Below are 13,047 nucleotides of genomic sequence, written 5' to 3' on the forward strand. Positions count from 1 at the left end.
TCCAGGTTGCCGACTACGGCCTCGTCGCCGATCTCTTTGACGCGCTGCCGGAATTGCAAAAGGCGCTCTGAGCGAGGAGACCGAACGTGGCGCGCGCGGTGGGACGTCCAATCAGGCCTGGTGCCGACCTTCTCCTGAACGATGAGGAAAAGCCGGCCTATATCAGGCTGCACGACATCGGCAGGGAAAGGCGTCCTCGGCCGCTGCAGGAATTCCTCAACGATATCGGCGGACTGATGCTGTCGGCTGAGGCTCCCGCCGTTGCCAGTTTCGTTGCTGGCAAGGTGCTGCAGAGGCTGCTCAAGACAGGCAAGGTGCGGCCGGAGGGCGACCCTCTTCCCGGCGTGCCAGGAGGGCTGGATGACGCCATCGGCCATCTGGCAAAATCCGGACGAAAATATGAGGCGATCGCCGGCCAGTTCAAAAGTCTCGCCGACAAACTGCTGTGGAGACGTGGCCGGACCGGCCCCTTTGCCAGCCTGAACTTCGGCAACACCCACTCCCACGCCGTCCTGATCGGTCCGGGCGGCCTGGAGGAGCGGGCCGATCTCCGGGTGGGCGTGATCTATATGGATCGCTACACGCGCTTTCCCGATCATGTTCAGACGCAACCGCGTGCCTTCATTCTGCTTTCGCCGGGCGAAATCTGCCTCGACGATTCCCAATGGTTTTCCGCCGCGACCGGAACAGTTTTCGCGAATGATGCGGGGCAATCTTTTGCGATAAGATGTACGGCCCAGCCGCTTCTCGCGGTCTGGTGTCAGGTCGAGCCGGGATAACGAAGATGAGGCGGAAGCAGATCGTTTCGATGTCTAGGTCGTAGCTCTGCATATCTCGCTATCGAAATTGATTTAATAGAAAGGATTATCAAATGGACGTTCGCGCCGCCGTAGCCGTTCAGGCTGGAAAACCGCTTGAAGTGATGACCGTGCAGCTGGAGGGGCCGAAGGCCGGCGAAGTGCTGGTGGAGGTCAAGGCGACGGGCATCTGCCACACCGACGATTTCACCCTGTCGGGCGCCGATCCGGAGGGTCTGTTTCCGGCCATCCTCGGCCATGAGGGCGCCGGCATCGTCGTCGATGTCGGCCCGGGTGTGACCTCGGTCAAGAAGGGCGACCATGTCATTCCGCTTTACACGCCGGAATGCCGTGAATGTTATTCCTGCACGTCGCGCAAGACCAATCTCTGCACCTCGATTCGATCAACCCAGGGCCAGGGCGTGATGCCGGACGGCACCTCGCGCTTCTCGATCGGCAAGGACCAGATCCATCACTATATGGGCTGCTCGACCTTCGCCAATTACACGGTGCTGCCGGAGATCGCGCTCGCCAAGATCAACCCCGACGCGCCCTTCGACAAGGTCTGCTACATCGGCTGCGGCGTCACCACCGGCATCGGCGCCGTCATCAACACCGCCAAGGTCGAGGTCGGATCGACGGCGATCGTCTTCGGGCTCGGCGGCATCGGCCTGAACGTCATTCAGGGCCTGCGCCTTGCCGGTGCCGACATGATCATCGGCGTCGATATCAACCCGGATCGCAAGGCCTGGGGCGAGAAGTTCGGCATGACGCATTTCGTCAATCTGAAGGAGGTCGGCGACGACATCGTGCCCTATCTGGTCAACATGACCAAGCGGGGCGGCGACCTGATCGGCGGCGCCGACTACACTTTCGACTGCACCGGCAACACCAAGGTCATGCGCCAGGCGCTGGAAGCTTCGCATCGCGGCTGGGGCAAATCGGTCATCATCGGCGTGGCCGGCGCCGGCCAGGAAATCTCGACACGTCCGTTCCAGCTGGTGACCGGCCGCAACTGGATGGGCACTGCCTTCGGCGGCGCGCGCGGCCGCACCGACGTGCCGAAGATCGTCGACTGGTACATGCAGGGCAAGATCCAGATCGATCCGATGATCACCCACACCATGCCGCTCGAAGACATCAACAAGGGCTTCGACCTGATGCACAAGGGTGAAAGCATCCGCGGCGTGGTGGTCTACTGAGAATGAAAACGATCTCGACCGACAAGTCTTACGGCGGCACTCAGGGCGTCTACGTCGAACGCTCCGAGGCCTGCGATTGCGACATGACTTTCGCGGTATTCGTGCCGCCGCAGGCCGGCGCGGGCAAACTGCCGGTTCTATGGTATCTGTCCGGCCTGACATGCACGCATGCCAACGTCATGGACAAGGGCGAGTATCGGCGGCTTGCCGCCGAACTCGGTCTCGTCATCGTCTGCCCGGATACCAGTCCCCGCGGTGACCACGTTCCCGATGAGGCCGACAACTGGCAGTTCGGCAAGGGTGCGGGCTTTTATGTCGACGCCACTGAGCCGCCCTATTCGGCCAATTACCGCATGTACAGCTATATCGTCGACGAGCTGCCGCGGCTCCTTGCCAAGGAATTTCCGGTCGACATGGACCGTCAGGGGATCTTCGGTCACTCGATGGGAGGACACGGTGCGATCACCATCGCGCTCAAGAACCCGGATCGCTTTCGCAGCTGCTCGGCCTTCGCCCCGATCAGCCATCCCTCGGTTTCCGGCTGGTCGAAGCCGGCCTTCCGGAAATATCTCGGCGCCGACGAGGCGACCTGGCGGGTCTATGACGCCTGCTCGCTGATCGAAGACGGGCAACGCTTTCCCGAACTGCTCGTCGACCAGGGAACGGCGGATAGCTTCCTGGAGGATGGATTGCGCCCCGACGAGCTGAGACAAGCCTGCGAGGCGGCAGGCATCGACCTCAAGCTTCGCATGCAGGAAGGGTACGGCCATTCCTACTTCTTTATTTCGACATTCATGGAGGACCATCTGCGCTGGCACGCGCAGAGGCTGGGAAAATAATTGCATAGCTCGGCCGGGCATAACGCAAACGGCGGGAGGGAAGGAGAGAAGCAATGACCAGCATAGCCATACATCCGGCAGTGGATTCAGGCTTTCGAGCGACTGACGCTGCTTTCGCAGGCGGAACGCTTGTGTGCAATTGCGCGAGCAATCCCGTCAAGGTGAGGATCAAGGGTGACATCGCCCACAACCATGTTTGCGGCTGCACCAAGTGCTGGAAGCCGAAAGGCGCCGTCTTCTCGGTCGTGGCGGTGGCGCCGACCGAAAGCGTCGAGGTGCTGGAAAACGGCGACAAGCTCGCAGTTGTCGATTCCACCGCCCTGATTCAGCGGCACGCCTGCAAGGAGTGCGGGGTGCATATGTACGGACCGGTCGAGCGCGAACATCCCTTCCAGGGGTTGTCCTTCGTCCACCCGGAGCGCTTCCAGGAGGGCGGCTGGGCAAAGCCGACTTTCGCAGCCTTCGTGTCGTCGATCATCGAAAGCGGCTTCGATCCTTCGAAGATGGACGCGGTCAGGGCGCAGCTGAAGGCGTCGGGGCTCGAGCCTTATGATTGCCTTTCGCCTGGCCTGATGGACTATATCGCCACCTGGACCGCCAAAAAGAGCGGCGTCCTGGCCGCCTGAACCTTCCGGGGAGCGCTGGCGTGCCAGCGCTCCCCGGTCGAGTTTAGGATCGATAGATCGCGCACGACGGCTCTCGATTCGCGGCTCGCGGCTACGGCAATTCGCCTCGACGTTCGCCACAACCAGTGGCCCGTGATGATGTCACGCGTCGCGGGGGGATCGTTCATGTCCCTCTGGCCTCAGTTCGGCACCGGGATGACATCAGCGAAATGTTCAAAATACTCCCTTGCGCTGCATCATCCAATCAGACGGTGACGATGGCTTACCGTATGCCATCACCTCGGGACATCGCGCTTTCGAGCGGACTCCGAGAAATGATCGACGGCGCGATCAGGATGCTCGATATCGCGGCTTCGACCAATGCGTCGAACGGTATCGTGGTATTGATAATCGTGATGAAATCTTTGGCTCACTTTGCGGAGGCTGGGCGCGGGTCATCGGCCACAACAGCATTTGTGTTGACGACCGCGATCCGCTGGCGCACGTTTTTCAGCTCAGATGAGCGCATTCAGAAACGGTGATGAGATGAAGATGCGATCCGGGCAGCATCGGCAGGCAGACGGCGCCGCGAAACCCGCCGCCCGGCTCAAGGTTGGGTTCGTTCTGTCGCGATCGTTTACGCTGTCGGCCTTTGCGCTGTTCGTGGACACGCTGCGGCTTGCCAGCGACGAGCAGGATCGTTCCGGACGGGTGCTTGCCGACTGGCAGGTGATCGGCAGCACGCGGCACCTGATTACCTCGAGCTGCGGCGTCCAGGTCGCTCCGACGTCGGACTTCGTCGATCCCACGCGGTTCGATTACATCGCCGTCGTCGGCGGCCTTCTGTCGGTGGAGAACCCCGTCGATCAGCAGACCATCACCTTCCTCAAGCAGGCGGATGCCAAGAAGGTGCCGCTGATCGGCGTGTGCACCGGTACGTTCATCCTTGCCGCCGCGGGCCTGATGAAGCGGCATGAATCCTGCGTCAGCTGGCTGCACTACAAGGAATTTCGCGAGCGCTTCCCCGAACTCAGCGTTCGCTCCGACCGGCTCTTCAATCTCGATCGCCAGCGCGGATCCTGCGCTGGTGGCAGCAGCAGCGCAGATATGGCAGCGCTGCTGGTCAGGAAATATATCAGCCGCGATGCCGAACGAAACGCGCTTGAAGTGCTGCAGATCGAGAAGGCTCGCGCTCCGGCCGATATTCAGCCCCGGCGTCCGCTTTATGACGATTATGACGATGCCCGCGTCAAGGCGGCGATGATCACGATGGAGCAGTTCGTCGATGGCAGCATGCCGATCGAGAAGCTCGCCGCCATGGTAGGGCTCTCCCGGCGGCAGCTGGAGCGGATCTTCATCGAAAAGACGGGCATGTCGCCCGCCAAGGCCTATAACCGTGTTCGCATGGAGCGGGCAAAATCGATCCTTGCCCAGTCGAAGGCGCCGCTGATCGAGATCGCGCTCGATGTCGGCTTCGAAAACGCCTCGCAATTTACCCGGACGTTCAAGCGCACATTCGGCCAGACGCCCTCCCAACACCGCGCGGCCGCTGCGAGAGCGCACTGAACATCGCGACCGTTCAGATATCTTCTCATCGAAAGCTGTCCAGCCTCTCCGCGCCCGTCGCTGTAACCAGGGCCTGGGTTTCCAGCTTGATGCTCTCGGAGCCGGCCTCGGCGATCAGGCTTTCGACATTTGGCACCATGCCTAGCATGCGAGGCAATGCGGACCCCATTGCCGCACGTCACCTTGCGGAAACGCAGGCATAGGGATTGACGGAACAATCGTCGCCGGAGGATCATGTCACCGCGCACGAGCGCGTGGCCCGCAATCCACGACCGCTCGCCCACCGTCAGGCTTTCGGTGAAGATTGCGGCATTCTCGGCAATGTAGGACGTCTCGGCCAGCGCGGCGGCGCATGATTGCCGGAGCGCTGTCTTGCGGGCGAGGTGAGCGGGATGATCGAAGTCCGACGCGACGCGCTCCCACGGAAGAAATTGCAGCCGGCGCGCTTCCTTCTCTTCGCTCGCCGGTGCCTGCGGGCTGTCGGCGTGATCGATCCTGCTCCTCATTCCGAATTCAACTGCGAATGTTGGTTCAGCAAGATTATCGGCCAGCGCCACCTTCACGAAAGACTCGAACCGAACTTGTCCCAACCTTCCTTGATCGTCTCCATCGCAACGTTGGTCGAGGTGTTGGCCACATGTGGCAGGGTTGAGATGCGTTCGCCGAGGACGCGGCGGTAGCGGCCGATGTCGCGGGTGCGGATCTTCAGGAGATAGTCGAACCGGCCGGCGATCATGTGGCACTCCTCGACCTCCCTGATTTTCTTGATGGCTTCGTTGAAGCTTTTCAGGGCAGCCTCGCGGGTATCGGAGAGCTTCACCTCGACGAAAGCGATGTGGTCGAGCTGCATTTTCGCAGGATTGAGGACGGCCTTGAAGCCTTCGATATAGCCTTCGTTGATCAGTCGCTTGAAGCGGAGCTGGCAGGGCGTCTTCGATAGCCCGACGCGCGCGGCGAGATCGGTGATCGACAATCTGCCATCCTCGGCGAGTGCTGCGAGGATCTTTCTGTCGAATTGGTCCAATTCACTAAAGATGTCGGGTTCGCTAGCCATTTGAGCTCTAAAATACGATTTAATAAGTTCATACAGGCTGAAAATGGCGAAAATCAAGTGAGATCGTGATTGGCGATCTGTGATACGTTATGCGTGGACAATGGGATGGAAGGCGCAGGCGCTTGACGCATCGTCAGGATCGCATACGCGCCACACGCAAAATGGGGTCATGCATGGGCAGGGAAAAGCAGGACGACGACGAGAAGCCGGACCTCATCGCCCACTACCGGCCGGTGGCGATAAGGGCCGTGGCGGCAGCTCTCACGTTCAAACGCGACAAGCCTGCGCGCCCGCTCTGCGAGACTGAATATTCCGGCCCTGTCGTCACGGATGATGCTGACTGGGACGATGAACCGGGCGTCTCATTCATCCGTTAAACCAGATATCGATTGATAGGGACCTCCATGCTCAACGCAGCGATCGACACCACGCCATCCAATGATCCCGCGCCGTTCTCGGCCTTCGCGCCACCGATCCGGCCTCAATCCGAGCTTCGCCAGGCAATCACCGCCGCTTATCGCCGTCCGGAAACCGAATGCCTGCCGCCGCTCGTAGCGGCCGCACGTGTTTCCGAGGCCAAGCGTTATGACATCCGCAGCACTGCCCGCACCCTGATCGAGGCGCTGCGCGCCAAGCACAAGGGCACCGGCGTCGAAGGGCTGGTGCAGGAATATTCGCTTTCCAGCCAGGAAGGCGTAGCACTCATGTGCCTTGCCGAGGCGCTGCTACGCATTCCCGACACGGATACCCGCGACGCGTTGATCCGCGACAAGATCGCCGAGGGCAACTGGACCTCGCACATCGGCGGCGGCAAATCCATGTTCGTCAACGCCGCCACCTGGGGTCTCGTCGTCACCGGCAAGCTTACCTCGACGGTCAACGACCGCAGCCTGTCGGCGGCGCTGACGCGGCTGATCGCGCGCGCCGGGGAGCCGGTGATCCGCCGTGGCGTCGATATGGCGATGCGCATGATGGGCGAGCAGTTCGTCACCGGCGAAACGATCGAGGAAGCGCTGAAGCGCGCTCGTCCGCTGGAAGCCCGGGGGTTCCGCTATTCCTACGACATGCTGGGTGAGGCGGCGACAACCGCAGCAGACGCCGAGCGCTATTTCAAGGATTACGAGAAGGCGATCCACGCCATCGGCAAGGCGGCGCATGGGCGTGGCATTTATGACGGCCCCGGTATTTCGATCAAGCTCTCGGCCCTGCATCCTCGCTATGTGAGAGCGCAGGCCGGCCGGGTGATGGGCGAGCTGCTGCCGAAGGTCAAGGCGCTCGCCGTTCTTGCCAAGTCCTATGATATCGGCCTCAACATCGACGCCGAGGAAGCCGACCGGCTGGAGCTTTCGCTCGATCTTCTCGAAGAGCTGTGCTTTGCCCCGGAGCTTGGCGGATGGAACGGACTCGGCTTCGTCGTGCAGGCCTACGGCAAGCGCTGCCCCTTCGTGCTCGATTACATCATCGATCTCGCCCGCCGCTCCGGGCGGCGGATGATGGTCCGTCTCGTCAAGGGCGCTTATTGGGATGCGGAGATCAAGCGCGCCCAGCTAGATGGTCTCGACGACTATCCGGTCTATACCCGCAAGATCTACACCGACGTCGCCTACATCGCCTGCGCGCGCAAGCTGCTCGCCGCCGCCGATGCCGTCTTCCCGCAGTTCGCCACCCACAATGCGCAGACGCTCGCCACGATATATCATCTGGCAGGGCCTGATTTCGCAGTCGGCAAATACGAATTCCAGTGCCTGCATGGCATGGGCGAACCGCTTTATGACGAGGTGGTCGGGAAGGAGAAGCTCGACAGGCCCTGCCGCATCTATGCGCCTGTGGGAACGCATGAGACGCTGCTCGCCTATCTCGTCCGCCGCCTGCTCGAAAACGGCGCCAATTCCTCCTTCGTGCACCGTATCTCCGATCCGAATGTTTCGGTCGAGGCCCTGATCGCCGATCCGGCCGAGACCGTCGCGGCCATGCCCGTCGTCGGCGCGCCGCATGTGCAGATCGCCGCGCCCAAGGCGCTTTACGGCAGCGCCCGGACCAACTCGAGCGGCCTGGATCTCTCCAGCGAAGCCACGCTTTCGGACTTGGCGCAGACGCTCGCCTCCACGGCTGCGACGCCCTGGCATGCGCTGCCGATCCTCGCCGACGGCTCAACCGACGGCGTGACGCGCGAGGTCCTCAATCCTGCCGATCACAGCGATGTCGTCGGCACGGTGACCGAAGTGAAGGTAGAAGAGGCTATCCGTCTCGTTGCGATGGCGGCGGATTACGCGCCGCAATGGGCGGCCGTACCGCCGGCCGAGCGCGCCGCCTGCCTCGATCGGGCCGCCGACATCATGCAAGCCCGCATCAAGGTGCTGATGGGCATCGTCATGCGCGAAGCCGGCAAGTCCGCCGCCAACGCAGTCGGCGAAGTGCGCGAGGCGGTCGACTTCCTGCGGTATTATGCCGATCAGGCGCGCAAAACCCTCGGTCCGTCGCATCTGCCGCTCGGGCCGATCGTCTGCATCAGCCCGTGGAATTTCCCGCTGGCGATTTTCACCGGCCAGGTTGCCGCTGCCCTCGTGGCCGGCAATCCCGTGCTGGCGAAACCTGCCGGTGTCACGCCGATCATCGCTTCGGAGAGTGTCAAAATTCTCCACGAGGCCGGCGTGCCTGTCGGCGCCCTGCAATTCGTGCCCGGCAGCGGCCGCCTCGGCGCCGGGATGGTCGGGGCGCAGCAAACGGCGGGCGTCATGTTTACCGGCTCGACCGAGGTGGCCCGTATGATCCAGGCGCAGCTCGCTGAACGCCTGTCGGCAACCGGCAAGCCGATCCCGCTGATTGCCGAAACCGGCGGCCAGAACGGCATGATCGTCGATTCTTCCGCCCTGGCTGAGCAGGTCGTGGCCGACGTCGTGACATCGGCTTTCGACAGCGCCGGCCAGCGCTGCTCGGCGTTGCGTGTTCTCTGCCTGCAGGACGACATTGCCGACAGGACGCTCGCCATGCTGAAGGGCGCCTTCCGTGAATTGACCATCGGCCGCACCGATCGCTTAAGCATCGACGTAGGGCCTGTCATCAACGACGGCGCGAAGACGGAGATCGACCAGCATATCGAAACGATGCGCGCCGCCGGCCGCAAGGTGGAACAGCTGCCGCTGCCGGAAAGCGCAGCAAAAGGCACCTTCGTTCCGCCGACGATCATCGAGATCAAATCCCTCTCGGACCTGACGAAGGAGGTCTTCGGGCCGGTCCTGCATGTCGTCCGCTTCAAGAGAAACGGCCTCGATCGCCTGATTGACGACATCAACGCCTCGGGTTACGGCCTCACCTTCGGGCTTCACACGCGGCTTGACGAAACGATCGCGCATGTGACGAGCCGTATCAAGGCCGGCAATCTCTACGTCAATCGCAACATCATCGGCGCTGTTGTCGGTGTCCAGCCTTTCGGCGGCCGCGGCCTGTCTGGAACGGGGCCGAAGGCCGGCGGTCCGCTCTATATCGGCCGGCTGGTGCAGCGCGCGCCCGTGCCGCCGCAGCAGGATTCCGTCCATACCGACGTTGCCCTTCGCGATTATATCGTCTGGCTCGACAAGAAGGGCTTGACGGCGGAGGGGGAAGCGGCGCGCGGCTATGCGAGCCGCTCGGCGCTCGGGCTCGAACGCGAGCTCACCGGCCCTGTCGGCGAGCGCAATCTCTATGCGCTCCATCCGCGCGGCCGAATCCTGCTCGTGCCGCAGACCGAAACCGGACTACATCGCCAGATCGCTGCGGCCCTTTCCACAGGCAACCACGTCGTAGTCGATGCGGCTTCCATATCGAAGTCGGTGCTGGCGGATCTTCCGGCGGCTGTCGCCAGCCGCCTTTCCTGGACATCGGATTGGGAAAAGGACGGGCCTTTCTCCGGCGCGCTCGTCGAAGGGGACCGCGACAGGGTTCTTGCCGTCAACCGGAAGATCGCCGCGCTGCCTGGCCCGCTTCTCTTGGTCCAGGCTGCGACGAGCGAGGAACTGGCAAGCGATCCGGAAGCCTATTGCCTCAACTGGCTGCTGGAGGAGGTGTCGACCTCGATCAACACCGCCGCTGCGGGTGGCAATGCGAGCCTGATGGCCATCGGCTGATCGATAGGCCGAGGGGGCAGAAATGCGCCCTCCAGGCCGGCTGCCCAGGTTCCAACTCCCCTTTCGTCATGCTCGGGCCTGTTCCGAGCATCTGCGACCGGTCGAAAAGGCAACAGATCCTCGGCACAAGGCAGCACAAGGCCAAGGATGACGCCGGGTAAAGAGCGAGCTTTGTCAGCCAGTCTGATGAGTCAGAAAATGGGCGCCTCGGCCACGCCTCCGATGCTCCGAACAAACTCGACACCATTGACCATTTTTTTAGCAGTTGCGGCTATCGTCGCGCCATCAGGCGTGAGCATTCCTGGGGCGGGGCTTTTATGGCGTTGATTGATCGACTGTTGCAGCGTATGCGGATTGTCACGAAGGTTCTCTTCTTCGTGGTGCCTCTGATCGTCCTCATAGCGGGCATAGGGCTTTTCGGCTATTTCACCGCCGGCACGCTCAAAGGCCAGATGACCCTGACACGGCAGACGATCGACACGCTTTCCAGTTTCCAGCAGCTCAGATCCTCGCTGACGGCCTTTACCGATCTTCCGACGGCGGCCACGCGCGATCGGCTGATCGCCAGCATCTCCGATCAGGAGAAGGGCGCTGCGACGCTCGATGCCATGTTGATCGATCCGTCCCAGAAGCAGCAGATCTCGGCCGTGCGCGACCTCGGCGGCAAGATGCAGGGGAGCGCCGACGCGCTTTGGGCCGTTGCACAGGAGCGCACGAATACCGAACAGGCGATTGATACGGCTGTGGCGCAGCTTTTCAAGGAGAGCCAGACTGCCCGCAAGCAGCTCGACGTCCTTCAGGATCAGGCGAACGGAAAGGAAGCCTTCGTCCGGGCGCTTCTTCTCGATGCCTCCGCTTACAAGAACATCGCCCAGCGCATTGCGAAATTGCGCAAGGCGACCGCTCAGGCGACGGTACCCACGGATATCGCCGGCGCACTCGGCAGCCTGCTGCCGCCGCTCGTCAAGGAGGTCGGCGGGAGCGCCGCAGTCGCCTCCGACAAGGCCCAAAGCCAGATTGCCGAGCTGAAGCCGGCATTGGACAAGCTCGCGACGATGGCCGAGGACAGCGCTAACCTTACGCTCGCCGGCTATGCCCCCGTCGACCAGGATCTGCAGGGCTTTGAGGAGAAGTTCGTAAAGCTCGCCTCAGGGAATGCGGATACCGCTATCGAGCGTTTTGTCGGCATGGATGCGAACATTGGCACGCTTCGCTCGATGGTGGCGATCGTCGGTACCGCTTTCAAATCGATCGACGATCTGCGCCTGCATCTGAGTGAACTGAACAGGCGGGTCGATGCCGAGGCGCGGGACGCCGTTCTTGTCGATCTCAAGGCGCTGCGCGAAAGCGCTGCTCAGCTTGTACCATTGAGCGGGAAAAACGCCGCCCTGCAGGAACTCGCGAAGAAGATCGAGCCCTCCCTCGCCACGATCGAAAAGGATACGTCGCTGCTGATATCGGTCGCAGACCGGTGGCGGGCAGAGCGGGGGACGGCGACCGAGCTCGTGGCCGCCGCAAGCCATACTCTGGAGCAATTCGTCAGCACTGCGCAGGAGAGCGGCAAGGACATCAGCCAGCGTTCGGCCACCATGTCGCTCGCGGCGATGATTGCCGGCACGGTGCTTGCGATCATTGGCGGCCTCATGCTGATCGAAACGCTGCGCGCACCGCTGAAGCGGATCACCCAGACGATGACAAGACTTGCCGCCGGCGATCTCAACGTGCCGATCGGCGATGGCAAGCGTGGCGACGAAATCGGCGATATGATCCGGTCGGTGACCGTCTTCCGCGACCAGGCGCTCGAGAAGACCAGGCTCGAAGAAGTCGCTGAAACGAACAGGGCGCGGGACGAACAGGAGCAAGCCCGCCGCGCGGCCGAGCAGGCGCGCATCGAAGCCGAGCAGAGCGAGGCCCTGGACGCACTCTCCGACATGCTCGGCAAGCTTGCCGACGGCAACCTCGCAGCCGTGATGAGCGAGGAACTGGCCGCCGATTATGTCGCGATGGCCAGGACCTATAACCAGGCGATCGATGCGCTTCGCCGCACACTCGCCGAGGTTCGCAACACCACCTACGAGATCGCCGAGGGCAGCACCAATCTTTCAGGCGCGGCCGACGATCTGGCGCGGCGCACGGAACAGCAGGCGGCCGCCCTCGAAGACAGTTCACGTGTGCTTGGCGAACTCACCGCCAGCGTGCGCACGACAGCGGAAAATGCGCGCCAGACATCGGTTTCCGTCGCCGAGGCGCATCGGCAGGCGGAGCATTCCGCGGCCGTCGTCGCCAAGGCCGTCGACGCCATGGACGCCATCAACCGTTCGTCGGACAAGGTCTCCAGCATTATCGGTGTGATCGACGAGATTGCCTTTCAGACAAATCTTCTCGCCCTCAATGCCGGCGTGGAGGCGGCGCGGGCAGGGGAGGCCGGCAGGGGTTTTGCCGTCGTCGCACAGGAAGTGCGCGAGCTTGCACAGCGCTGCGCCAAGGCTGCCCGCGAAATCAAGGATCTCATCTCCAACAGCGCATCGCAGGTGGGCACGGGCGTCAGGCTCGTCGAGGAGACCGGCCAGGCGCTTTCGGCGATCATGGAGCATTTTACCTCTATCAACGGGCTGGTGCAGGTCATCTCGACTGCCACCAGCACGCAGTACAAAGGCATCGACGAGGTCAACAGCGCCGTTCGCGACATTGAGCATATCACGCAGCACAATGCCGCAATGGTGGAGGAAAACACCGCCGAAATTCACAGGCTTCGGCAGCAGGTGGAACTGCTGAACGAGCGGATTTCCCGCTTCCAGACCGCCGACGCCCGCAAGGCTCCGCCTGCCGTAAGCCCACGGATGGCCTTGGCCTCCTGAGGGACCCGGCCTTCTCTTTGCGA

Annotated in this window: 10 protein-coding genes and 1 pseudogene; 9 read left to right on the top strand and 2 right to left on the bottom strand. The window is 62.4% G+C overall.

The window, feature by feature from the left end; all coding sequences use genetic code 11:
* Positions 1 to 86: 86 nt before the first annotated feature.
* From CO660_RS22005 to CO660_RS22030, 6 genes are all read left to right on the top strand, one after another.
* Positions 87 to 779 (top strand): dimethylsulfonioproprionate lyase family protein, encoded by a 693-nt coding sequence (locus CO660_RS22005; RefSeq protein ID WP_085781782.1) that lies wholly within the window; start codon positions 87 to 89, stop codon positions 777 to 779.
* A 92-nt stretch (positions 780 to 871) separates the two neighbouring features.
* The gene (locus CO660_RS22010; RefSeq protein ID WP_097600499.1) at positions 872 to 1,999 is read left to right on the top strand and encodes an S-(hydroxymethyl)glutathione dehydrogenase/class III alcohol dehydrogenase; all 1,128 of its coding nucleotides are present in this window, start codon (positions 872 to 874) and stop codon (positions 1,997 to 1,999) included.
* Positions 2,000 to 2,001: 2 nt separating this feature from the next.
* The gene (gene fghA / locus CO660_RS22015; RefSeq protein WP_097600500.1) at positions 2,002 to 2,838 is read left to right on the top strand and encodes an S-formylglutathione hydrolase; all 837 of its coding nucleotides are present in this window, start codon (positions 2,002 to 2,004) and stop codon (positions 2,836 to 2,838) included.
* Between the two features lie 53 nt (positions 2,839 to 2,891).
* Positions 2,892 to 3,464: an S-(hydroxymethyl)glutathione synthase gene (gene gfa / locus CO660_RS22020; protein WP_097600501.1), complete on the top strand. Its 573-nt coding sequence runs from the start codon at positions 2,892 to 2,894 to the stop codon at positions 3,462 to 3,464.
* A 314-nt stretch (positions 3,465 to 3,778) separates the two neighbouring features.
* A complete protein-coding gene (locus CO660_RS22025) occupies positions 3,779 to 3,985 on the top strand; it encodes a hypothetical protein (protein WP_097600502.1) in 207 nt (68 codons plus the stop codon).
* A 10-nt stretch (positions 3,986 to 3,995) separates the two neighbouring features.
* A complete protein-coding gene (locus CO660_RS22030) occupies positions 3,996 to 5,009 on the top strand; it encodes a GlxA family transcriptional regulator (protein WP_097600615.1) in 1,014 nt (337 codons plus the stop codon).
* 143 nt (positions 5,010 to 5,152) lie between these two features.
* Here the strand turns inward: CO660_RS22030 and CO660_RS33925 are convergent.
* Both CO660_RS33925 and CO660_RS22040 read right to left on the bottom strand, forming a co-directional pair.
* A pseudogene (locus CO660_RS33925) lies at positions 5,153 to 5,503 on the bottom strand (acyltransferase); the annotation flags it as partial.
* 65 nt (positions 5,504 to 5,568) lie between these two features.
* Entirely contained in the window at positions 5,569 to 6,063 is a 495-nt protein-coding gene (locus CO660_RS22040; RefSeq protein ID WP_085781763.1) for an Lrp/AsnC ligand binding domain-containing protein, read from the bottom strand.
* A 173-nt stretch (positions 6,064 to 6,236) separates the two neighbouring features.
* On the opposite strand from CO660_RS22040, the gene CO660_RS22045 reads away from it, so the two are divergent.
* The 3 genes from CO660_RS22045 to CO660_RS22055 all read left to right on the top strand — a co-directional run bounded on the left by CO660_RS22045 (position 6,237) and on the right by CO660_RS22055 (position 13,024).
* Entirely contained in the window at positions 6,237 to 6,440 is a 204-nt protein-coding gene (locus CO660_RS22045) for a hypothetical protein (RefSeq protein ID WP_097600503.1), read from the top strand.
* Between the two features lie 27 nt (positions 6,441 to 6,467).
* Positions 6,468 to 10,166, top strand: a complete 3,699-nt coding sequence (gene putA, locus CO660_RS22050; protein ID WP_097600504.1) for a trifunctional transcriptional regulator/proline dehydrogenase/L-glutamate gamma-semialdehyde dehydrogenase — start codon at positions 6,468 to 6,470, stop codon at positions 10,164 to 10,166.
* Between the two features lie 317 nt (positions 10,167 to 10,483).
* Positions 10,484 to 13,024: a methyl-accepting chemotaxis protein gene (locus CO660_RS22055; protein WP_097600505.1), complete on the top strand. Its 2,541-nt coding sequence runs from the start codon at positions 10,484 to 10,486 to the stop codon at positions 13,022 to 13,024.
* The last annotated feature ends 23 nt before the right edge of the window (positions 13,025 to 13,047 follow it).

The sequence above is a fragment of the Rhizobium sp. L9 genome (assembly GCF_002531885.1).
In the GTDB taxonomy this organism is placed as follows: Bacteria; Pseudomonadota; Alphaproteobacteria; order Rhizobiales; family Rhizobiaceae; genus Rhizobium.

Coding starts and splice junctions, on each gene's coding strand:
- CO660_RS22025 (WP_097600502.1), top strand. CDS start 3,779: ATGATCGACGGCGCGATCAGGATGCTCGATATCGCGGCTTCGACCAAT.
- CO660_RS22055 (WP_097600505.1), top strand. CDS start 10,484: ATGGCGTTGATTGATCGACTGTTGCAGCGTATGCGGATTGTCACGAAG.
- CO660_RS22010 (WP_097600499.1), top strand. CDS start 872: ATGGACGTTCGCGCCGCCGTAGCCGTTCAGGCTGGAAAACCGCTTGAA.
- gfa (WP_097600501.1), top strand. CDS start 2,892: ATGACCAGCATAGCCATACATCCGGCAGTGGATTCAGGCTTTCGAGCG.
- CO660_RS22040 (WP_085781763.1), bottom strand. CDS start 6,063: ATGGCTAGCGAACCCGACATCTTTAGTGAATTGGACCAATTCGACAGA.
- fghA (WP_097600500.1), top strand. CDS start 2,002: ATGAAAACGATCTCGACCGACAAGTCTTACGGCGGCACTCAGGGCGTC.
- CO660_RS22045 (WP_097600503.1), top strand. CDS start 6,237: ATGGGCAGGGAAAAGCAGGACGACGACGAGAAGCCGGACCTCATCGCC.
- CO660_RS22030 (WP_097600615.1), top strand. CDS start 3,996: ATGCGATCCGGGCAGCATCGGCAGGCAGACGGCGCCGCGAAACCCGCC.
- putA (WP_097600504.1), top strand. CDS start 6,468: ATGCTCAACGCAGCGATCGACACCACGCCATCCAATGATCCCGCGCCG.